This window comes from Maribacter aestuarii (genome assembly GCF_027474845.2).
Classification (GTDB): domain Bacteria; phylum Bacteroidota; class Bacteroidia; order Flavobacteriales; family Flavobacteriaceae; genus Maribacter; species Maribacter aestuarii.
Genome location: NZ_CP107031.2, coordinates 3,695,272 through 3,716,339, shown reverse-complemented (window position 1 = coordinate 3,716,339; position 21,068 = coordinate 3,695,272). Strand labels below are relative to the sequence as shown.

Annotated in this window: 22 protein-coding genes; 6 read left to right on the top strand and 16 right to left on the bottom strand. The window is 38.5% G+C overall.

Features of this window, described 5'->3' with window-relative positions:
* Positions 1–2 precede the first annotated feature (2 nt).
* The gene (locus N8A89_RS16950) at positions 3–710 is read right to left on the bottom strand and encodes a protein-L-isoaspartate(D-aspartate) O-methyltransferase (RefSeq protein WP_281540262.1); all 708 of its coding nucleotides are present in this window, start codon (positions 708–710) and stop codon (positions 3–5) included.
* 387 nt (positions 711–1,097) lie between these two features.
* On the opposite strand from N8A89_RS16950, the gene merTP reads away from it, so the two are divergent.
* The gene (gene merTP, locus N8A89_RS16945; protein WP_281540261.1) at positions 1,098–1,694 is read left to right on the top strand and encodes a mercuric transport protein MerTP; all 597 of its coding nucleotides are present in this window, start codon (positions 1,098–1,100) and stop codon (positions 1,692–1,694) included.
* Complete coding sequence (locus N8A89_RS16940) at positions 1,694–1,903, top strand: GDCCVxC domain-containing (seleno)protein (RefSeq protein ID WP_281540260.1); 210 nt, start codon at positions 1,694–1,696, stop codon at positions 1,901–1,903. The genes merTP and N8A89_RS16940 overlap by 1 nt, the downstream gene beginning before the upstream one ends.
* A gap of 113 nt (positions 1,904–2,016) precedes the next feature.
* On the opposite strand, the gene N8A89_RS16935 is transcribed toward N8A89_RS16940, so the two are convergent.
* Both N8A89_RS16935 and N8A89_RS16930 read right to left on the bottom strand, forming a co-directional pair.
* Positions 2,017–2,784: a hypothetical protein gene (locus N8A89_RS16935; RefSeq protein ID WP_281540259.1), complete on the bottom strand. Its 768-nt coding sequence runs from the start codon at positions 2,782–2,784 to the stop codon at positions 2,017–2,019.
* 225 nt (positions 2,785–3,009) lie between these two features.
* Entirely contained in the window at positions 3,010–4,959 is a 1,950-nt protein-coding gene (locus N8A89_RS16930) for a hypothetical protein (RefSeq protein WP_289644637.1), read from the bottom strand.
* 375 nt (positions 4,960–5,334) lie between these two features.
* On the opposite strand from N8A89_RS16930, the gene N8A89_RS16925 reads away from it, so the two are divergent.
* Entirely contained in the window at positions 5,335–6,933 is a 1,599-nt protein-coding gene (locus tag N8A89_RS16925) for a hypothetical protein (protein ID WP_289644636.1), read from the top strand.
* Between the two features lie 33 nt (positions 6,934–6,966).
* On the opposite strand, the gene N8A89_RS16920 is transcribed toward N8A89_RS16925, so the two are convergent.
* The gene (locus N8A89_RS16920) at positions 6,967–7,113 is read right to left on the bottom strand and encodes a hypothetical protein (protein WP_281540254.1); all 147 of its coding nucleotides are present in this window, start codon (positions 7,111–7,113) and stop codon (positions 6,967–6,969) included.
* Between the two features lie 450 nt (positions 7,114–7,563).
* Positions 7,564–8,247, bottom strand: a complete 684-nt coding sequence (locus tag N8A89_RS16915; RefSeq protein WP_289644635.1) for a hypothetical protein — start codon at positions 8,245–8,247, stop codon at positions 7,564–7,566.
* A gap of 205 nt (positions 8,248–8,452) precedes the next feature.
* Here N8A89_RS16915 and N8A89_RS16910 point away from each other — a divergent pair, with 205 nt between their 5' ends.
* Complete coding sequence (locus N8A89_RS16910) at positions 8,453–9,499, top strand: sugar-transfer associated ATP-grasp domain-containing protein (protein WP_347343940.1); 1,047 nt, start codon at positions 8,453–8,455, stop codon at positions 9,497–9,499.
* 412 nt (positions 9,500–9,911) lie between these two features.
* Here the strand turns inward: N8A89_RS16910 and N8A89_RS16905 are convergent, their stop codons facing one another.
* Entirely contained in the window at positions 9,912–10,949 is a 1,038-nt protein-coding gene (locus N8A89_RS16905) for a M8 family metallopeptidase (protein ID WP_281540251.1), read from the bottom strand.
* A 398-nt stretch (positions 10,950–11,347) separates the two neighbouring features.
* On the opposite strand from N8A89_RS16905, the gene N8A89_RS16900 reads away from it, so the two are divergent.
* Complete coding sequence (locus tag N8A89_RS16900; protein WP_281540250.1) at positions 11,348–12,208, top strand: sigma-70 family RNA polymerase sigma factor; 861 nt, start codon at positions 11,348–11,350, stop codon at positions 12,206–12,208.
* Positions 12,209–12,385: 177 nt separating this feature from the next.
* Entirely contained in the window at positions 12,386–12,736 is a 351-nt protein-coding gene (locus N8A89_RS16895; RefSeq protein WP_281540249.1) for a DoxX family protein, read from the top strand.
* A gap of 7 nt (positions 12,737–12,743) precedes the next feature.
* Here the strand turns inward: N8A89_RS16895 and N8A89_RS16890 are convergent, their stop codons facing one another.
* From N8A89_RS16890 to N8A89_RS16845, 10 genes are all read right to left on the bottom strand, one after another.
* The gene (locus N8A89_RS16890; protein ID WP_281540248.1) at positions 12,744–13,112 is read right to left on the bottom strand and encodes a DoxX family protein; all 369 of its coding nucleotides are present in this window, start codon (positions 13,110–13,112) and stop codon (positions 12,744–12,746) included.
* 36 nt (positions 13,113–13,148) lie between these two features.
* Positions 13,149–13,649, bottom strand: a complete 501-nt coding sequence (locus N8A89_RS16885; RefSeq protein WP_281540247.1) for a CIA30 family protein — start codon at positions 13,647–13,649, stop codon at positions 13,149–13,151.
* Between the two features lie 279 nt (positions 13,650–13,928).
* Entirely contained in the window at positions 13,929–14,600 is a 672-nt protein-coding gene (locus tag N8A89_RS16880) for a ferredoxin reductase domain-containing protein (RefSeq protein WP_281540246.1), read from the bottom strand.
* Between the two features lie 40 nt (positions 14,601–14,640).
* Positions 14,641–15,273 (bottom strand): SDR family oxidoreductase, encoded by a 633-nt coding sequence (locus N8A89_RS16875; protein ID WP_281540245.1) that lies wholly within the window; start codon positions 15,271–15,273, stop codon positions 14,641–14,643.
* A 3-nt stretch (positions 15,274–15,276) separates the two neighbouring features.
* Complete coding sequence (locus tag N8A89_RS16870; RefSeq protein WP_281540244.1) at positions 15,277–15,699, bottom strand: OsmC family protein; 423 nt, start codon at positions 15,697–15,699, stop codon at positions 15,277–15,279.
* 25 nt (positions 15,700–15,724) lie between these two features.
* On the bottom strand, positions 15,725–16,825 hold the full coding sequence (locus N8A89_RS16865; RefSeq protein ID WP_281540243.1) for an alkene reductase: 1,101 nt from the start codon (positions 16,823–16,825) through the stop codon (positions 15,725–15,727).
* A gap of 71 nt (positions 16,826–16,896) precedes the next feature.
* Entirely contained in the window at positions 16,897–17,481 is a 585-nt protein-coding gene (locus N8A89_RS16860; RefSeq protein ID WP_281540242.1) for a Crp/Fnr family transcriptional regulator, read from the bottom strand.
* A gap of 74 nt (positions 17,482–17,555) precedes the next feature.
* Positions 17,556–18,284 (bottom strand): class I SAM-dependent methyltransferase, encoded by a 729-nt coding sequence (locus N8A89_RS16855; protein WP_281540241.1) that lies wholly within the window; start codon positions 18,282–18,284, stop codon positions 17,556–17,558.
* A gap of 9 nt (positions 18,285–18,293) precedes the next feature.
* Positions 18,294–19,991 carry a gamma-glutamyltransferase gene (gene ggt / locus N8A89_RS16850; RefSeq protein WP_281540240.1) on the bottom strand — a complete coding sequence of 566 codons (1,698 nt, stop codon included), beginning with the start codon at positions 19,989–19,991 and terminating at the stop codon, positions 18,294–18,296.
* A 182-nt stretch (positions 19,992–20,173) separates the two neighbouring features.
* Positions 20,174–21,046 carry an MORN repeat-containing protein gene (locus tag N8A89_RS16845; RefSeq protein ID WP_281540239.1) on the bottom strand — a complete coding sequence of 291 codons (873 nt, stop codon included), beginning with the start codon at positions 21,044–21,046 and terminating at the stop codon, positions 20,174–20,176.
* Between the last annotated feature and the right edge of the window lie 22 nt (positions 21,047–21,068).

Below are 21,068 nucleotides of genomic sequence, written 5' to 3'. Positions count from 1 at the left end.
CATTAGTTGTTACCATCAGGTTCCTTTTGCCTGGTAAAGGGTACAAAGCGCACAGGTATTAATTTTTTCTTGATGATCTTATTTTTCTTTTTTGTAACCAATACCAAATGGCTCACGTAACTATGCGGCCCTACAGGTATAATCATCCTTCCACCGATCTTCAATTGGTCTATTAAGGGTTGGGGAATGCTGTCGGCACCTGCTGTGACGATAATAGCATCAAAAGGCGCTTTTGACGGCCAGCCGTGATACCCATCGCCCCATTTTACATTCACATTGGCATAGCCCAACTGTTTTAATCGATCTTTGGATTGAACGGCCAAGGGCTTTACAATTTCAATAGTATACACGGAGTCTACAATTTTTGCCAGAATGGCTGCTTGATATCCAGAACCTGTTCCTATTTCCAATACCATATCGCTTTCTTTTAACTGTAGTGTCTCGGTCATAAAAGCAACAATATAGGGTTGGGAAATGGTTTGTCCAGCACCTATAGGTAGAGGACGATCCGCATAGGCATATGTCTTCATGTTATCGGGAACAAAAAGATGTCGGGGCACGTTTTGCATCGCAAAAAGCGTAGCGGCGTCATTTATGCCTCTAGCTATAAGTTGCGTTTTTACCATTTGCTCCCTTTTGGCCGTAAAATTCTCTTGGCCAAAACCAATCATACAGATAAAACATGCTAGGGCAGTAATACTATTTTTCACTTTTCACTATGTATTAGCTGACGTACCAGCGAATTAAATTTTTAAATTAAATCATAAAGGAGACTCTTGTAATGACTTATATCACAATTGGAAAGTTTGATAGCATTTCTGAAAATGAAATCGCGTAACCAGCAATTAAATTAAATTTCTATTCCACATACCTTTAGCTTCCCTCCTATCGCCGGTCAATTAATAAGTGTTTATTTGCAAAGTTCTTATTGTTCATTAAAGGAGTTCTATCACCTGTAATAAGATATGATTGAGTCTTATAGACTTTTTTAACTGTACTTTTTTAGATACCTTTTCGTTTGATTTAATATCAAAACCATTTTGGAATGGAAAAGCCTGTTTTGAGTCTCATTCATGATGTTTAAAATGAAAAGAGGTATGAATGAACATAAAAAATTAATGGGTGCTTCGGTCCTGACCACGTTAGCGGCATCGCTATGTTGTATTACCCCTATATTTTCATTGTTGGCAGGAACTACGGGTGTGGCATCCACCTTTACTTGGATAACACCTTATAGACCTTATTTAATCGGTTTTACGGTTTTGCTGCTGGCTTTCGCATGGTACCAAAAATTCAAACCCAAAACCCAAGCCGAAATGGAGTGTGCCTGTAATGATGAAAAACCAAAATTTATCAACTCTAAGCGATTTTTGTTATTGACAACCTTATTCACCGGAGTTATGTTGGCATTTCCATCCTACTACCCTATTTTTTCTGCTAAGCCAGCGGCAAGTCAACAAATCGTTAACGGGGCAACATTGAACGTTCAGGAAATCCAGGTAACCGTTGAAGGGATGACCTGTACAGGTTGTGAAGCCCATATTGAAAGTGAAGTCAACAAACTGGAGGGAATATTGAATGTTAAGGCGGATTATGCTGCAGCTAATACTATCGTTAAATACGATACCACCAAGGTAGACCCAGAGAAAATAGAAACCGCCATCTTAAGCACGGGCTACAAAATAATAAGGTAATGGAGCTACAATTAGAGTCTACAATTACCTGCCCTAAGTACCATCACCCTGCCAAAGAAAAAATGTCCACTACGGCGTGTCAATTTTTCTATGAATGCAAAAATTGTAACGTACTACTAAAACCCAAGGATGGTGATTGTTGTGTTTATTGTTCCTACGGAACGGTAAAATGTCCGCCAATACAAAGTGGGTCTAGTTGCTGTAACTGACCAACAAAGTATCTCTACTTTTTTCTTGACACTGCAAAGTATACGTTTAACGATGTGATGCGGCAGAGAAATAAAGATAAGCTGTGTAATGTATCCTTTTAGAAACGATGATACTATACTTGTCCCCGGCCGATATAGGATTTATTATAATCCTCCGCCATTCTAGATAAAGCCTCTAAGGCATCCTTTTGGAAGCTGGATTCGAAGACAGGTCCTTTGGTAAAAAGGGTTCGGAAACCATATACGTCTTTGGCATAATTGACCAAAACAGTTCTATTATCACCTACAAGTTTCTTTAGGTTGATGGTAGACATATTTTTCGCTTCTTCCCCTTCTTTTTGGGCAAGCATTTCAAAATTGTTTTCCTGCCATGTGGCATATTCGGCATCAGTCACCTCCATACGGTCCGGTAAATATGGGCTAACAAAACCCTGTGTATGGTGATATTTTTTTAAAACAGTAATCTTTCCTTCGGTGACAACCTCTAACAACAGTTGTTTAGGAATCTTGTCTTGTTTTCTTTTCGCAAATAGGTTAACATATTTCGCTCTTTTGAATTTTTTTCCATTGTCAAGAGAAAAACCTTGTAGGTCTTTAGCCTTGTAAACTACAGCATTTTTGTCTACATCTTCTCCCTTGGCAAAAGCCGTAAAAGATTGTTCATCAATGAGATAAACCCTTTTCTGGAAGTCCTGCGGATTCATCATATCCATAAATATGTAACCCTCAACTACTTCCCCATTTTCAAGGGTTATGCTACCTTTTTCATAGGTACCTACTGAACTTGGTGTCCTTAATTGCGCAATAATACTGTTACAGGTGAAACTGAAAAATACAATAAGCAACGTGGCTAAAATCGAATGTTTACGTAGTTTTATCATCTTTTTATTTCTTTTAATTGGTTTTTAAAATTACTTACACTTAAAATCATTTTTTGTCAAGTCCATGGAATAGTGCTAGTTACGTCTAAAAATCGAAGTAATTGTTTATAAGTCATGTTTGAGGCAAATCCTAAATTTTTCTTAACTGTCAGAAGTACCGGAGTGCTTTTAACATAACGCAGTACATTAGGAAACACATCTTGGGTCTTCCTTAAGGGTTATCCGTTAGCGCGCCTTATAAGAGGTCAAGGAAGCGTCTCCTGTTTGATAATACACCTGGCCGGTAATATCATCAACCGCGTACAAGGGCTCGCGATCTTTACCCAAATTAATCTCGCCTTCGATTTCCCCTGTTGTTTTGCTCACTTTTAAAAGGACAATATCTTTTTCTTGCTTTGACATGATGAACATGAAATCCCTACCTTGTTTCGTAGCCTTGAGTCGGGCATTTGCCTGTCTAAAGGCAGCTCCGGCATAAGTTGAGGCGGCATTGCCCAATTCTCCGTAGGCAGCTCCAATTTGAGATACAAGTTCACCGGCTGCTTCGTCTTTTTGTCGAACATCGTTTTCGGCTGCGGCCATAGCTCCTGAAACATAGTACGAGGCGGCTCCAATATAGGCTGCCCTTATGGACGAGGCGTACAGCAAGGCACGTTTCCAACCTGCTTCCTTAGGTGCGGCATAGTATTCTTGATAGGCCAAAGACCCGTCAAAGTTATATTTAGCAACGTTCTGGTCGGAATGTAGAAAAATACCATCTGCTAAAATTTCCAGATTCGTTGGAGACTCCTTGCCCTCAAAGCGAAGTTCCGTTTGTGAAAAATCACTGACTTGCCCGTTGGACATATCCACCACTTTTAAAAGTCCGGAACTATAATCAAAAGCATAAATTTTATTTTGATGTTCGGCCGTAAGCCTTGGACTGGTTTGTATACTTTTTTTCCATTTTAAGGTGCCCGTAAGATGGTCCAGAATGTTCATCGACTCGGTAGTAATATATAGAATTTCATTCGCTAGCGGTACAATGCCCACTACCGTACCCTCTACCTTCACGGGTTTCTCAAAGGTAATGGCCCCAACAGTCGGATCCAGATAATTAAGAAAATCTTTATTGGCAGTTCGTGATACCAGTAAAATACCATCGCCTGTATCTAAATAGTCGTACACTCCACCTTTGATAGCAATACCACGTCCCTTTTTGCCCCAGAGACCTTCGCGCGTCTCATAGTCGAACAGGTTTATTTTGGTTCGGTTGCCATCATCGGGCAACACAAGAATTCCTTTATCCAGAAAATTAACTTGGCTCAGTGCCCCGTTTACCTCTAATTCTTCCTCCCATACCAAACTACCGTCATTAATATCATATGCGTTGTAATGATTGGTATAGTTAACGGTGGTATTACCTGAGGAGGTGGTTATTCCGCCTTGTCGCTCTTGCTGTGACCCTAAATAGAAAACGTCACTGCCTTCGGGCTGGTAATAGTTTAGCTGTATATCCATGTCTTTGGAGACATTCTCCGCGGCCTGCTTCAATAAGGCTCCAAATTTTCCCATTTTGTCTATCTGTGCCGCCTCTTTGGAGTTTGTTTTTTTCCAGATGACAGCACCAGAATCCGTGTTGAGCTTGTAGTTGTTGAACAAGGTTACGATAAGCAGTTCTTTATTTTCAAGTTCATTGGCAGCAACGATACGGCCAAATTTTTCATTCATTGACCATGAAACAGTGGCATCGGACATCCGTACGGAAACCATTAACGGTTCTCCATTGAAGTCAGTTCCGGTAACAAGAATCGCATCCGAATTATATAATAAATGATAGCTGGCAACTTTTTGAAGGCCCGCATTTTTTGAATGGAAGACTTCGTCACCGCTAAACTGGTCGATTAGATGTAAGCTATTGCCCGTGGTTACCGAAAAGAACGGACTATTGGGTAGTTCTTCGTATGCAGCCCTATCAAGATTTCCATAGGCTCTTTTCCCCCAGCTGATATCCCCGGTTTCGGTATCAATACCAATCAATTCTTCTCTTGAACTAACGATAAGATTACCCAGCGAAGTAACTTCTTGCCATAATATTTTGGTGGGTACTTCTTTGTTCCATGTCATTTCAACTTGTGAAAAGGATAGTAAAGGAAACACCAACAATAATAGAAAAAATGGTTTAATCTGGTTCATAATCTGGATTTTGGTCTAGATAGAACGTAATAGATACCGCTTTAGTACTAATTGCTTGTTTTAGATTTGATTACGTCTAAGCCAAGTGACGCTCTTATGGTAAAAAATGCAGAAAACGTATTATGACTGAACCCTTACGAGATAGAAACTGATTTAGCAACATATAGCATCCATTCGTATTTAAACCTCGTTCCTATGGTTACTGCATAGAGATCTTCGCTGTTTTCATATAATTTTTTCCTGTTTTTCCGATGATATGACGACCGTTCATCGATTAGTATGATGTGAAAACACTTAAGCGTCCTTATGAACGTTCAACACGAAACAAATTGTTCTTTTTAAGAATCGATTGTTTTATCCCTAATAAAATAGCCCATGAAAATTATGGACAAGAATGCAAAAAGGAATCGTAAGGTTTGGAATCCATTTATACTTTTAATTTTCACCATTTGTTTCACAGCCTGCAGTAGCGACGCTGTTCTGGACGTTATGGATACCGATGTAGAGGATGTAACAGAAGGTGAATTTGAAAATAAGCCGGAGCAACCTGCAAATGCCGATATTAATGGTGACGGTGAACTGAATGTCTTGATTTTGGGGACCAGTAAATCAATAAATGCAGGTACGGAACCCTTTGCGCCGGACAATATTGCCATTGAATTGAGTAAAATCCTCAGCAATGATATAAATAACTCCGTTGCGGTTTATGTAGAATCGGAAGATATTTATAAGAATAAGACAGTTACAGTGGCTCTTGGATCTGGAGGTAATGAATACGACTATACCCACTATAGTCATTCCCTAGTGCAGTACTACTATTGGCCGGAGGGTATGGAAAACCGAATGGACAAACTCTCTGGTAAAGGTGAAAAAAAATGGGACTACGTGGTTATTGCTGCGGACCCTTATTTGGTATCTACCCTACCCGGATATTATTCCTTGGGAGTTAATAAGATTGCCGCTAAAGTTATGGAAGGTGGTGCAAAACCCCTACTTATGATGATGTGGCCCAAGACAGAATCGTCATTGCCCAACATAGGGCACTTTGAAGAATTCACGTACCGTACTGCAGAAGGTGCAAAAGTAGATTTACAAACCATCCCTGCAGGACTTGCATGGCAAGCGCTTGGTAATGATAAAAAGGATGAAAGTACATCGCACCCTTCACCTAATGGTGCCTACACTGCGGCAGCGGCCATATACTCCCAAGTTTATGGAAAAAGTGCTGCTGAATCTGCCTATGAGTATGATGCTTCCATCGCTGAAACCGTATTTTCCACCTTTAAGAATGCTGCGGATGAACCTCACTTTTCGGGTGTTCGTAGTTTTGTTTCACCATTTTCAGCTTGTGACATCACTGAAATGACAATGCATTATAACCATACTGGCACCAGTAGTGAAAATGGTATTCTAGGTGGATTGAATTGGGTGTTTGGCAAATCGGATAAAACCTTGGAACGTGATGGCCCTGCTCCTATCCATTTTAATTTTGGTAGGGCAAATACCAATTTCGAGGCCAACAAGCGTTATAAGATAGACCCTTCGTTATTTGATTTTTCTTTTGGATTTCCTATGCAGGATGGTTCAGCAACCGGAAACACCTCCATGTTGTACGGTATCGACAAGCGAGGGTCGCAATCTGAAAACGGAACTGATCTTGGTGTTGCGCTTTACATGGTACGTCAATCCGAATTGCCCTACGCTAGGGCGGCTCCTATACGTACCCTTTTTGCACAGCTTAAAGAAATGAATATCGTAACCTCCGCTTACCGTGATAGCTGGCATATGAATCGGGATTTGGATAAAGCTACAGCAGGATTTATGTACACCTTACTTACAGGTAGTTGCGATTTAGGCGAAGAGCCTACCGATAAAACTTCTGCGGCCTGGAAGTCTTGGGCAGCACATAAGATAGGTTATGAAACAGCCTGGAATCTTATGTATCTAGATTGGAAAGCGCCAAGCTGTCCGTAGTCTTCAGATTTATTTTGTTTGAATCATGAAAAATCATACTTGATGTAAAATTGCCTTCCTCCTTTCGTTGGTCAAATCGGTATCCAATTCGGAGAAAGGAATTATAGGTATGCCACACACCTCCAACTTTGCAGCAGATGAAGAGGCCATTAGGACTGGAGTCAAGTATTTTTCTTCCATGATTATTGAAAGACTTTAAATTAATAGCCTATTTTGCCAAAGTCCCATAAAATATATGTCTTATGGGACTATTGCTTTTGAAGCGGGATATATTTAATCCCAGTCTTTTCCTATCCTACCCATATTTTATAGCATTAGAAATTAACTTTGATAACCACTTCATACACATTTATTCATAGCTTGTTATTTGGTTTTATAGGAATCATTCACTTTTTTCTTTGGAGTTAGTCACCTACTGACCTTTGATAGGGTTAAGGACCTCCAACGGCTCACATAATAAATATGCGTTCATTTTTTCTCAACCATTTTACAGATATTCATGACCTTATAATAAGGCCCGATTTCCCTTCTTTTTCAGAAGATATTGCTAGATGAAAATTTTAAAGGAGCTATGGTCTAAATTAAGACGAGCATAAGTAGTGTAAACAGAACAAAAATACTTCGTAAAATTCAAGTAGTTTCTTTCAACGTAATTACAATTTCTTCTTTGATATATAGCAATAAACTATAAATAAATAAGGCTATACCTAACATTTCAAGAAATTCTTCGATACTGTAACATATGGCATTCACAATTTCCGAAAAATTGTCAGAATTATAATTATTAGCAGCTATCATTTCAACGCCTATGGCCCCAAGTACAAATATGGCTCCTGATAAAATAAACAGCCAAGCAATCTTTTTGGGAAGTTGTGGTAGAAATTTGAAATAATAGACCAGTGAGAAAAGTACAAATAGTATTCCATAAGGAATTACCCATCCCCAAGATAAATACCCCTCTAAATTGAGGTTGTTATCAACTATAACCCCAACTCGCTCATGGAGTTGAACTGCTTCGTCAATGGATAAATAAAAAAATATAACAGCTAGAATTTGCCATAGCGAATAACTCAATCCGTTTTTATTCCGAAATAATGAAATAAAACCAAGCAAGAAAGAAGCAATTAAAATAGTCATTGACGAATAATAAGCAGGAATGTTCCCTTCTGTTCTAATATTAAATAGATTGAAAAGCCAACCAATGTTGTTATCATTAAAATAGAAGAGTAAACCTACAATATTCGTAATTTGAAGCAATAAAATAAAAACAAGCAACAAACCCAATATTTTTTTTGGTTCAATAATTATATTCATAGTAATATGAAGTTATAAGCACAATTATTAATATTGAAGGGCTAATTTAACAATAAATAATCAAGACTTTTCGTTTTTAAAAGACAGTTTACAGAGGCTATGTAATAGTTTCGATGAGGAGAAGGAAAGTTTCGATTATGTGTTTTTTTACGGTAGGCTTGATCAAATCAAAAAAAGAATAACCATAAAAAGGTAAATCACCTATATGATATCAAAAAGGAAAAGGCAGGTACTGTTATTTTTTTTTAAGGATAAGAATAAGAAAAGTTGGTCTAAAATTTTGAGGGAACTCACATCATTATATATGACCAGTAAGAGCTTCCCATTAAATTACATTTCGCATTTGCTTTATAGGAAAAACGTCGATAATTATAATGATTACCTAAGCCTTAAAGAAAATTCTAAGTTACTTCAATGGTCAAAATCATTGGCAAAAAAACAAATTGTCTTAGTGCAAAATAAATTGCTGTTCGCAGAGTTTTTGGCAATGAACAATATTCCTACTCCCCCAATTTTTTTTCATAATTCAAAAAACCAATTTGCTTACGAGGGAAAAATTTTTGAAATAGAAACTAAAAATGACTTTTGTTCTTTTTTAACGAAAGTTTTTAGAGAAAAGAAAATTGAACATATTTTTTGTAAGCCCGTGGATGGAGTTAAGGGAGAGAATATCTTTATCCTAAGAAAGGCTACCCATCAAAAAATAGAGGATGATTTAATAGACATGATATTTTCCAGGTCATTCATATTTCAGGAAGTTATTCCGCAAAATGAAGTTTTGAAGATGATAAATCCTTCTAGTGTAAATACTTTAAGAATAGCCACTTACAAAAACGAAGGGAATGAAGTGGAAATTCTTTCTGGATTGGTCCGAGTTGGCAGGACCGGGTCTATCGTAGACAATGCCCATAAGGGCGGAATTGTTGTACCATTTGATAAAGAAACAGGTAAACTGCGTGATGAAGGTTTACAACTAATTGATAATGGTGGGGGTATTTTTCAAAAACATCCAGATACAGGCATAATTTTCGAAAACCTACAATTACCACATTATCAAGAAGTTAAGGAATTAGTAGCCCAAGTATCTTCTTTGTTTGATTTCCCTCTTTTAGGTTGGGATGTTGCTATAACCCCAAGAGGTCCTACGATTGTAGAGGTTAATCATGACTTTCATTTGTTATTATCAGATCGTACGGAAAAAGGCCTCAGAAAAACCCTATCTATTAAAAAATTGCTGGAGCAAGTACAATAAATCCATATTTCAGTACGCAGCCAATAAGGTCGACAATTTTGACTAGGATATTTAATATGTACTTTATCTGTTTTGTTACGAAATTTGAATTAACGTTACAAAAATTACTGTCGGTCGATTATTCTGATTAAACAAGTACTGCCCTCATCCCTTGGCTTACATTGAAATATCGTTCCAAATGAAAATTTATTAGACTTGATGATAAAAAAAGGATTACTTTTCGAAGGACTATTCCACATATTCAATATCCGAAGTCTGCATAAATTTTTAAAAGCCAATATTCCTTATTTTTTGGTATAATATATTTACAGCCCTAAAGGCTTGCACAAAAACGAAAAGAACTTGTAACGGAACACTTTGGTCGTTACAAGCTCTTTTAAATATTTGGTATTACAATATGATTAAGAAACTACTATTTCTTCATATTCACAAAACCAACGGGTTGAAGCAAAGTTTCCATACTAGCAATATGAAGTCCTTCATTGGAACCAGAACCTTTAGCAGCGACACCTGGTGTACCTTTGGGTAAATCATAAGATTCACCAACAGAGGCTGAACCGTAACCTAGATCCTTCATAGACCCTGCCGTAATTCTACTCAACGGATTTTCACCCAAGTTCAAGAAACCGGTCATCAACTCATTGTTCAACGCGGCTTCATCCCAGTGACCAAATCTAGTTCCTGGACCAAAATCACCCTCAATAGGTAATTCGTCAGTTCCACCTTCTGCATTCCAGAATACATTGGCTTTACTACCTAAGAAATAAGGGTTATCATCGGAACCTCCTCTCAGGGTTCTGTCAAAACCAAAAGGCGCAACGTTCCAAAGCGTACCTACACCTAATACATGACCCATTTCATGAACAATTACTTCCTCGAACAAATCCAGTTCTTCCAAAAAGTCTAAGTCATCTACATCAAAGAACATAACACCCGATAATGTTAAGAAATCATCTGTACGCACAAATCGTGGTCCAGCTTGACCTAGAACACGACCAGGTCCATCAATAGGGGCCAATGCTACTTCAATAATAATATCATCAACCGTTCCCTCATCCACTAAGGCTGGAAAGCCCTCAAAGGCTGAAGGAAGAGTACCTGTAAATGATGGCTCGTCTTTGATAATGATCCGTTCCCAACGTGCTGCCGCAGCTTCAAAGACCTCTACTTGTCTTGGTGTTGGTGGTAGTAGGTAGCTTAAAGTAATGTTGAATCGTCCTCGGTCAACACCGGGTGCTTCGGTTGTTTTGAGTGCATCTGTGCCTAAATCATCAATAATGATGGGGTCAGTAGACGGGGCTTTTAAGGCAATGGTCAAATCTTGGGAAACGGGTAGTGCTTGTGTCTCCTCGGTCGGTAAGGCCTCCTGCGAACAAGAAGCTAAAAGCAAAGCACTACAGACTAAGACGCTACTCCCTATTCGCAGGGAACTTTTTAATGTGTTTTTCATAGTAAACTAAAAGATTATTTGTTAAAAAATAAGAACTGCTGTTCAAAAGAAAGCAGTTCATTTCGAATTGCTGTTAAATTAATCACTTCTAAACTATTATTCAAAACATTTTGTAACAATTTGAAATGAATAATAACTGAGTATTTGATTTTGAAGTAGTTAGGCTTTCAAAAAATTATTAAAAAGAAAAAACTTACAAATAGGTATAAATCCTCATAGAAAATGATGGTCTTTTAAGAATCGGTCTGGAAATTAAACTGATTTTAAAATTTTATAAAACATAAATTCATCATTTTTAATCAGATTTCAAGAAAAAAAGCAAAGAAACCTAGTATTTATTAGGTTTTCTCCATTTTTTTTTTAAATTATAAGTAAGAAATTTTAACTTAAAGAAATATATGAGGCAACTTAAAATCACGAAACAAATTACAAACAGAGATACCAAATCATTAGAAAAATACTTTCAAGAAATATCGAAAATAGATTTAATTACGGCCGACGAGGAAGTAGAACTGGCCAGAAGAATTCGTGAAGGAGATCAAGTTGCCCTAAATAAATTAGTAAACGCAAACTTACGTTTTGTTGTTTCCACCGCAAAACAATACCAGGGAAGCGGTTTAAGACTTTCCGACCTTATCAACGAGGGAAATATAGGATTAGTTAAAGCAGCAAAGCGCTTTGATGAGACTAGAGGTTTCAAGTTTATATCCTACGCGGTATGGTGGATCAGACAGTCCATTTTACAGGCAATGTCCCAACAATCACGTATGGTACGATTGCCATTGAACAAAATTGGGGAAATCAGTAAAATTAAAAAGGCTTATTCGTCTTTAGAACAAGCATACGAACGCCCACCTAGTGCCATTGAGATTGCCAATGAACTGGATATGAGTAGATCTCAAGTTAAATTGGCCATGAAAAACTCGGGCAAGCACTTGTCCATGGATGCTCCTTTTGAGGAGGGCGAATCTGGTAACTTGTATAATGTAATGCAATCCAAAGATGCACCCAGACCAGATGACAAAATGATGAAGGATTCGCTAAGTACCGATATAAATCAAGCTTTGAAAACACTTCCGGAAAGAGAAAGTGAAATTATTCGCCTTTATTACGGCCTTGGTGAAAGAAATCCCAAAAGCCTTGGTGAAATAGGAGAACTTTTTGATATTACCAGGGAGCGCGTACGTCAGATTAGGGAGAAAGCTATTCGAATTCTGAGGAAACGTTCTCATAACAAGGTGCTACAAGCCTATTTGTAGGGAGTAGCAGTTAAAATAAAACAAAAAGCCGACCCGATGGTCGGCTTTTTTATTGGTCACACTCTTTAGTTCGCAAATCTACATTTCTTCAATATTCTTTGGTTTATGCTAGTAGGTGTAACTTTCAGTTATTAGCTTAGTAGTTTCTTTCTTTCATAAAAAATCAATTCAATAGCAATGATAAAGGCATTGGCATACCTGACCTTATTTTCAGGGTTTTCTTTTTTATTCTTTGGATTGGCTTGTTTTTTGACGAAAAATATGAAACTGGAGTTTGAAAGATATGGACTGGCATCCTATCGAAAAACTGTTGGCGCGCTTCAATTAATAGGCGGTTTAGGATTACTCATTGGGATGTACTACTCCCCTTTTTTACAGATTTTTGCTGCGGCCGGACTGTCTATTTTAATGTTGTTAGGATTTCTAGTACGACTTAAGATTAAGGACACCTTTTTACAGGCGGCCCCATCCTTATTTTATGCCTTGCTAAACGCATACATATTCTATCATCTTCTTTCCTATTGGTAGCGATTTCCTAAAAAATGGGAAAAGCGATGTAAAGACACATAATTAAAAATAAAAAAGCTGGAAAAGATTTTTTTAAAGGGTCTTTAATTTTGATGTGCATGGCTATGGACCCTAGCAATAAGAATGCAAGGCCTAATGCTGAGGGTTCTCTAAGTTCAGGATACCAAATTGCAGCCAAAAGCCCTAGGGCAAGAATAACTTTTAAAGTGCCAACAACATAGCACATCCAAACTGGAAGTCCATACACTTTGAACTCCTCGATAATAGTGGTAGCATTACCGCCTCGCCATTGTGTCGGTTTCTTATTTTGAATCAACCAAACGTTGAGAATACTTATGGCAACAATACATTGTAGTGCAACTGTGAAATAGTCCATAGAAATTAGTCTTAAAATTAATTAATATTATACTGTTTACTCTAGATAGATTTTTTCAATTTCTAAGGTAAAATTTTCTTTTCGATTATTTCCAATCAAAAAGGCAACTTCTTCCATTATTTTCCCTTGATAATTGGGTTTTTTCAATGTATTTCTTCGAAACATTGGAATAAAATCATTAAATGATAGCCTTATTAGTTCCCAATCCCCTGACGTCATAAAACTTTTGACGTATGAATATCGCTGAGAGGCGTCACTTTTAATGCGAAACTGATACTCCTTACCATCACCTTTTAATTTAATAACTACCTTAGAGAACCGGGAGACGTCTTTCTTATCCATTTCATAACGTACAGATGAAAAGCCACCATTATTTTCAGTTGTAACATACCCGCTAAAAACACCATTCCCTGCTTGGTTCACAATGATTTTTCCTTCGGATAAGCCACCCATTACACCATCATCCACGATATAACACGGCTTACCATTGTTATGATTCTTAAAATTGTAAATAAGTGCAGATGTGTCCTGATTCATAAATGAAAAAAAAGTTAGTATGACTAAAATTCTCATGAGTGCTGAACTAACATAGAACGATACGAAACGATTTTGTTAAGATTTGCTTCGGGAATAAGTATTTTTAACTAAAAATTGGCTTTGCTCGTTGATATGGAAGTATATGATACAAAGCTCCATAAATATACTAACAAAACATGGCAAATATCCTTTTCTACAAAGAAATTGACTTAAGGGTACACTAATCAGCTATAATCTTCTTTATCTATTTTGCTGTCGCGTGGATAAATCGATTTAACTTCAGGATAAATCTTCAGCTACTAATTGTCCTTTGGAAATACCCAATTCCTGAAGATCGGCTTGTAACGATTTCATCATAGGCGGTGGCCCACAAAGATAAAATTTACTATCTGTATTATCTATGTGTTCTTTTAAAAATTCTTTGTCAATATGACCATGAGGAAATTTGCTACTGTGCTCATCGGATAGAATATTAATGAAATCCTTTCCCAACCACCTTTCAAACTGGGACTGTAAGATGATATCACGTTCCCTCTTGTTCCCGAAAAGCAATTTAATTCCGGACAATTCATTTTTCTGTGCTAATTCTTTAATTATGGCTACAAAAGGAGTTACTCCTGCACCACCTGCTATAAAAACACCAGGACCTTGGTACGATATAGCGCCCCAAGGGTCTTCCAATAGTAAATTATCGCCCTGTTCCAAAGTTTGGAGCATATCCGTTACACCATCATGTTTGGGGTAGACTTTTATAGTAAACTGCAAATAACCGTCTCCAGGTAGACTTGTAAAAGTAAATGGTCGTTTTTTATCGCGCCATCCTTCTTTGTCTAAAGCTACCTCAGTAGCTTGTCCCGGAGTAAAATTATAATCTGCTGGTTTTTGTGCTTGTATTTGCAGAACATTATGGGTGATAAAACCTATCTCTTGAATCTTTACTTTATGTGACATATACTAATATGTTTTAAATTATGATTATAAATTTAAAGTGCTATTTCTCAAAAGTGTCCAGTGCCTTCCCAATTAAAACTTCCCCGGATAAAATCTCAAAAGTTTCATTATGAACCGTATCATCGTGTAATGTTCTTGCTAAAACTTGAGCTACATCGTCTCTGCTTATGGAGCCTTGTTCTTGTAATGATTTTCCAATTACAATTTTACCTTCTCCTTTTTCATTGGTTAAAGACCCAGGCCTAACGATGGCATAAGGTAAATTACTGGATTTAAGATATTCGTCTGCTTTGTGCTTTGCTTTCAAATATTCCTGAAGCTCCTCTGATTTTTCTGGTTTATCAGCACCCATGGAACTCAGCATCACGAATTTTTTAATCGCTTTATTCTTAGCTGCATCTATCATTTTCTTGGCGCCTTCTTGGTCTACTTCCTTCACCTTTTTACCGCCAGATCCAGCAGCGAAAATGATTTTGTCTATATTTTCGACTGTATGAGCAATATCCTCCTCAAGATCACCAATTACCGTTTTTACGTTTCGAGCAGCAAACTGTACGGTTTGACTTTCTTTCCTAACCATTGCTATGGGTTCAAAATATTGTGAGGATTTCAGCAGATTGACGACTTTATTCCCTGTCGTGCCTGTGGCACCGACTACTAATACTTTCTCCATTTCCTATTTGTTTAGCGTTACTTTAAGTTGAATATCCGCCTTTAAGAGTTTTGATACGGGACAGACCTCCTTAGCCTTGTGGGCAATCTGTTGAAATTGCTCGGCATCTATATTTGGAATATCCCCTTTTAGGTCTAAATCTATTTTTTTGATTTCTCCATCTTCAAAAGAAACGGATGCGGCAATATCCAAACTATCCGGCTTAAATCCTTCCTCTCCCAATAAAAAGCTTAACTGCATTGCAAAACATCCCGCATGGGCAGCGCCTATTAGTTCTTCTGGATTCGTGCCTTTTTCCCCATCTTCAAATCTCGTATGAAATGAATATGGCGTTGTATTCAATATACCACTGCCCGTAGTTAATGTTCCTTTTCCTTCTTTGCCAGAACCTTTCCACTGGGCCTGTGCTTTTCTTGTGAATCTCATCTTATGTATTTTTTAAATTTTTAGATTATGCTTCTTGTTCTATGCTCGCCTTGGGGTAATCCGTGTATCCTTCAGGACCTGGAGTGTAGAAAGTATCCTCATCCCAATCTGCCAACTCTAAATTATTTTCGAACCGTTCTACCAGATCTGGGTTGGACACATATAATTTTCCAAAGGATACCAAGTCGGCATTTCCAGACTCGATTACTTTGTTCCCGGACTCTTGATTAAAGCCAGAATTAATCATTAGTGTACCATTATATAATGGTCTAAAATGTTTAGCAATCTCTGTAACTGCATAGGATATTTCAGAAACGTCCGTAAATGGTTCTGATAAATGTATATATGCCAAATTATAGTCGTTCAATTTCTTAATGACGTACTCGAACGTTGGAATCGTGTCTTCATCCATGGTCATTCCAAAAACTCCGTTAAGTGATGGATTAAAACGGGCTCCAATTTTTTCCTCTGGAATCACTTCTTTGATAGCATCTAAAATTTCAAAAAAGAACCGTGCTTTATTCTCATGGCTTCCACCATATTCATCGGTCCTTTTGTTGGAAGTGCCGTTAAAAAATTGATGGATTAGATAGCCGTTGGAAGAATGAATTTCTATCCCGTCAAATCCGGCCTCTACGGCGTTCTTCGCAGCGTTCTGAAAATCCTTTACGGTAGTCTTAATATCTTCAATTGTCATTTCTTTTGGAGTAACCGTATCTTTTAATCCTTCCGGTGTATAGGCCTGCTCGTTCGGATTTATTGCCGATGGTGCCAATGGCAGTTCACCGTCGTGAAAATCAGGATGCGATATCCGTCCTACATGCCATAATTGGATGAAGATTTTACCGTCCTTCTTATGCACTCTTTCCGTAACCTTTTTCCAGCCTTCCACTTGGGCTTTGGAATGAATTCCGGCAGTGTTGATATATCCAACGGCTCTTTTCGAAACTTGCGAACCTTCGGTGATGATAAGCCCTGCAGAGGAGCGTTGTTCATAGTATAAACCATGAAGCTCATTTGTGGGCTTATTTTCCTCATTATCTGCCCTGCTTCTTGTCATGGGAGCCATTACTACCCTATTCCTTAATTTTATATTCTTATTGTATGGTGTTAATAAATTTTGCATAGTTCTGTTTTTAAGTTCACAACAATATACAATAGGTTATGGTCAATATGATTGACCTATGTCAATTAGGATTATTTTAACGTCTTCATTTTCCGCCTTACTCTACTCAGATTTTCGGCGGATACCCCCAAATAATTTGCAATCTGATAATTGGGTACCCTATCTTCGATGCTCGGGTAACTTTCACAAAATTCTAAGTAACGCTCTTTTGTGTTTTTCCCTAATGAAGATATGATGCGTTTACGAAGGGAAATAAAGGCACGGGTAATCAGAATTCTAAAGTAACGTTCAAATATGGGGGCTTCTTGAAATAGGAGCTGTAATTCATTATAATTGATGGCGAGTAAGGTAGAATTCTCAACGGCTTCAATATGTAAGCTTGCCGGACCCTGATTGTAAAAAGCATCAAAATCTCCCAACCACCAATTCTCAATAGCGAACTGTACGATATTTTTATTACCCTTCTTATCTAAATAATAAGCCTTCAAACACCCGTTAAGCACAAAATATTCATGTTTTACCGGCGTTGCCGGTTGTAGCAGAAACTTTCCTTTGGCAACCGATACTTCCCTTAATTTGGAAGTAAATAATTGTAAATCCTTTGGACTCGCTGTAACATGATTTTGAATATGCTCAATGATAGGCCTATGCGTCATTTAAATTTAGAGATAAGTTGTTTAAAAAATATCGCATCGTTAAGAAATAAACCAGCGTTTAAACTTTCGGCTAATCACTGCTCCTTTATAAAAACCATACAATGTTGCCAAGGAAGGTTACTATAATTTCGTTCCAAAGTTAGTCCAGCAGCTTTCATTTCTTTTACGGCCTGCGCCTCGGTCATTTTGTGCAATTCCTTTATGGGTACGGACCTATCCTCCCCGCGGTATTCAATCAAAAAGAGTTTTCCATTAGGTCGCAGGGCATTTTTAATGGAAGAAATCATTTCTACGGGATAATTAAATTCGTGGTACACGTCTACCAGCAGCACCTTATCTACGGTGTTTTTAGGAAGATTGATACTTTTTTCACTACCCTTGATAAGAGTGATGTTCTCCATATTCCTGGCTTCTTTCTTCTGTTGAAGCGCTTGTAGCATTTCATCTTGAATATCAACGGCGTAAATCATACCCTCAGGAGCTAAAGGGGCCATTTTAAAAACATGATAACCCGAGCCGGCACCAATGTCCGCGATAACGTCCGTGGGGTTAATTCCCATGTTTTTTAAGAGGATGGAAGTATTTTCCTCCGCTTCCCGCTCAGGTCTCTCCAACCAGTCCATCCCCTGGAATCCCATTACGTGGGCAATTTCCCTACCCATGTACCATTTTCCTATGCCATTGAAATCTCCACTTTTGTAAACGTAGGCGTCTGATTCATTTTTCTTTTGCCCTTCACAAGAGCAAACGAATAGTAAACTAAGCAACAAAATAACTTTTGGGAGTAGCGTATTTCTTTTCATATACCTTTTTTAGTACCCGGCAGCTTGGCCGTCTTTACGGGATTCCGAGGCCCCGGAATATACCTTTTGGTCCAAATCCACACCTATGGCCTGATACCCTCCATAAATACCCACAGCAAAGGATATGCGATGCCCTCTTTTTCTCAATTCACGAATCGTCCTATAATCGAATCCACTTTCCAGGTTTAACGTTCCACCATTGGTCATTTCCGAACCCGTAGGTTGTGAACTGCCCCTGTGGCGCATCCGAGGAGCGTCGCCAGCTTCTTGCAAATTCATGCCGAAATCCACTAGATTGACAACGATTTGCGCATGGCCCTGTGGTTGCACTGCTCCGCCCATAAGTCCAAAGCTCACGTGTGGTTTACCATCTTTTGTGATAAATGCCGGAATGATGGTATGAAAAGGGCGTTTGCCTGGTTCAAGGGCATTGGCGTGATTTTTATCCTGAACGTTAAACATTTGTCCGCGGTTCTGAAGTACAAAACCCAAACCGTCAGGTACCATTCCCGAAGCGAACTCGGAGTATATACTCTGAATTAGCGAAACCATGTTTCCATCTTTGTCGGCAACGGTCAAATAAGTGGTATTACCTGTTTCAATTTCTAAATCCCCGGCAGGATAGTTATCCGCCGCAACGTCCATAGCAATCAACTCACGCCGCTGGGCCGCGTATTCCTTGGACAAAAGCTCCTTAAGCGGAATATCATTAAAATCTGGATCAGCGTAGAACTTCGCACGATCCTCATATGCTAGTTTCTTGGCCTCGGTGAGGACATGTAAATAGTCGGTACTTCCAAAACCCATTTTGGCAATGTCATAGCCCTCTAGAATATTCAACATCTGTAGTGCTGCCGTGCCCTGACCATTGGGAGGAAGCTCCCAAACCTCATAACCGCGGTAATTTGTGGAAACAGGTTCAATCCAGTTGGACGTGTGTGTGGCCAAATCATCGTAAGATAAAAACCCACCATGCTTTTTCATAAAATCTGCAATAGTTCTGGCAATGGAACCCTTGTAAAATGCATCCCTACCCTTTTTGGAAATCAACTCATACGTATCGGCTAAATCGGGATTTTTGAAGACTTCCCCCTTTTTAGGAGTCATGCCGTTTCTCAAATACGTAGTGGCAAAACCGGGTTGGTCTTTCAAGGACTCATAGTTAGATTCCATTTCATAGGCAATAACTTCGGACACCGGAAAGCCATTTCTCCCATAATCAATGGCGGGCTGTAGCAATTGGGCCATGGGTATTTTTCCAAACTTTTCATGTAGCGTAAACCAACCATCCACGCATCCTGGTACCGAAACTGGAAGTGGACCATAAAATGGCACATATTTCATATTGTTATCTATGAAATGGTCTATGGTAAGCGATTTTGGTGAACGCCCACTTCCATTAAAACCATATAATTTTTGCTCTTTCGCATCCCAGACAATGGCAAATATATCACCACCAATACCACAACTGGCGGGCTCAACAAGTCCCAACATGGCATTAGCGGCTATTGCGGCGTCCATGGCGCTTCCTCCTCGCTTCAGAATGTCCAAGGCTACCTGAGTAGCTAAGGGCTGACTGGTGGCGGCCATTCCATTTTGGGCTATGACTTCCGAGCGGGTCGTAAACGTTTCGCCGGTTAAGCGATCTTGGGCCGATGAGATTATCCCTAAAAAAGGTATCAAAATGATGGTAAAAAGCTTCTTCATGTCGCTGAATTTAGGTGGACTTAAAACTAGGAACAAAAAAAGCAGTAAACAAGTAGATCAGGATAAGGAAATTCTAAAAGTAGTTCTTTAAGTCAGGACTTTTTTATGCATTATTACAAAATTTCCAGTTTAATTAATTTTAAGGTCTTTCTTATTTACCAAAATATGATTAGACGCCTATATTAAGAATAAGGGTTATTTTTTTCCTCCTCAATTAACTTATCGTTTTTCCAAACACCTTTCGTAATCGCATCCCCATCCTTTCCGTAAAAAGCTCCTTTTCCGTTCCTTTTATCATCTTTCCACTGCCCAACGTATTTTTCGCCATTCGGCCAATAATAGGTACCCAGACCATTTCGTTTGTCATTAAGGTAGCTGCCCACGTAGTATTCACCATCTGGCCAGTAAAATGTGCCTTCTCCGTGCCGTTGATTCCCTTTCCACTCCCCTTCATACCTACTTCCTGTATTTAAAATAGCAACCCCTAAACCATTTGCTTGGTTATTCTTCACCTGTCCCACGTAATGCATCTGATCACCTTTACTGCTTTTAAAATTTAAGTATTCTCCAAAAGATTTGGTCCGGAGTTGCTCACGCATCCCTCTCAGCTGAACTTTTGCCTTCTCTAGCGCAAAATTTAGGGAATCATAAGCATTAACTTCTTTTTTGAGTAATGAACGATTGGATTGGATGGAATCTAAAGAATCCAATTGTATCATTTCACCCCTATTTAAAACTTCCCCTGCTTTGAATTGTAAAAGCTGTTCGGCTACTGCGATGCGAAGTTGTATAGCGGAATTGTCCACCATGTCCTTGTCTTCAATTTCACTGCTATATGCTCTTAGGGCTGTTTCGTATTCACCTTTAGCAAGAATGGAATCTATTTTCAGTAATTGCCTGTAAGTCCTCATCTCCCTCATTTCTTGGGCTTGTTTTTGAGTTATATCTTCCAAGCGTCTTTGTAACCTGATTGATTTAACCACAAAAAATAGGGCACTAATTGCGATTGCAGCTATCGTTGTATAAATAAAGATGGTTCTCTTTCTTGTATGCATTTTTTCCGATATGGGTTAAAAA

Excerpts from the sequence above, each read along its gene's own strand:
- N8A89_RS16900 (WP_281540250.1), top strand. The coding sequence starts at position 11,348 with ATGAGGCAACTTAAAATCACGAAACAAATTACAAACAGAGATACCAAA.
- N8A89_RS16940 (WP_281540260.1), top strand. The coding sequence starts at position 1,694 with ATGGAGCTACAATTAGAGTCTACAATTACCTGCCCTAAGTACCATCAC.
- N8A89_RS16880 (WP_281540246.1), bottom strand. The coding sequence starts at position 14,600 with ATGTCACATAAAGTAAAGATTCAAGAGATAGGTTTTATCACCCATAAT.
- N8A89_RS16925 (WP_289644636.1), top strand. The coding sequence starts at position 5,335 with ATGAAAATTATGGACAAGAATGCAAAAAGGAATCGTAAGGTTTGGAAT.
- N8A89_RS16845 (WP_281540239.1), bottom strand. The coding sequence starts at position 21,046 with ATGCATACAAGAAAGAGAACCATCTTTATTTATACAACGATAGCTGCA.
- N8A89_RS16855 (WP_281540241.1), bottom strand. The coding sequence starts at position 18,284 with ATGAAAAGAAATACGCTACTCCCAAAAGTTATTTTGTTGCTTAGTTTA.
- N8A89_RS16890 (WP_281540248.1), bottom strand. The coding sequence starts at position 13,112 with ATGGACTATTTCACAGTTGCACTACAATGTATTGTTGCCATAAGTATT.
- N8A89_RS16860 (WP_281540242.1), bottom strand. The coding sequence starts at position 17,481 with ATGACGCATAGGCCTATCATTGAGCATATTCAAAATCATGTTACAGCG.
- N8A89_RS16930 (WP_289644637.1), bottom strand. The coding sequence starts at position 4,959 with ATGAACCAGATTAAACCATTTTTTCTATTATTGTTGGTGTTTCCTTTA.
- merTP (WP_281540261.1), top strand. The coding sequence starts at position 1,098 with ATGAATGAACATAAAAAATTAATGGGTGCTTCGGTCCTGACCACGTTA.
- N8A89_RS16895 (WP_281540249.1), top strand. The coding sequence starts at position 12,386 with ATGATAAAGGCATTGGCATACCTGACCTTATTTTCAGGGTTTTCTTTT.
- N8A89_RS16875 (WP_281540245.1), bottom strand. The coding sequence starts at position 15,273 with ATGGAGAAAGTATTAGTAGTCGGTGCCACAGGCACGACAGGGAATAAA.
- ggt (WP_281540240.1), bottom strand. The coding sequence starts at position 19,991 with ATGAAGAAGCTTTTTACCATCATTTTGATACCTTTTTTAGGGATAATC.
- N8A89_RS16905 (WP_281540251.1), bottom strand. The coding sequence starts at position 10,949 with ATGAAAAACACATTAAAAAGTTCCCTGCGAATAGGGAGTAGCGTCTTA.
- N8A89_RS16910 (WP_347343940.1), top strand. The coding sequence starts at position 8,453 with ATGATATCAAAAAGGAAAAGGCAGGTACTGTTATTTTTTTTTAAGGAT.
- N8A89_RS16915 (WP_289644635.1), bottom strand. The coding sequence starts at position 8,247 with ATGAATATAATTATTGAACCAAAAAAAATATTGGGTTTGTTGCTTGTT.
- N8A89_RS16865 (WP_281540243.1), bottom strand. The coding sequence starts at position 16,825 with ATGCAAAATTTATTAACACCATACAATAAGAATATAAAATTAAGGAAT.
- N8A89_RS16935 (WP_281540259.1), bottom strand. The coding sequence starts at position 2,784 with ATGATAAAACTACGTAAACATTCGATTTTAGCCACGTTGCTTATTGTA.
- N8A89_RS16920 (WP_281540254.1), bottom strand. The coding sequence starts at position 7,113 with ATGGAAGAAAAATACTTGACTCCAGTCCTAATGGCCTCTTCATCTGCT.
- N8A89_RS16870 (WP_281540244.1), bottom strand. The coding sequence starts at position 15,699 with ATGAGATTCACAAGAAAAGCACAGGCCCAGTGGAAAGGTTCTGGCAAA.
- N8A89_RS16885 (WP_281540247.1), bottom strand. The coding sequence starts at position 13,649 with ATGAATCAGGACACATCTGCACTTATTTACAATTTTAAGAATCATAAC.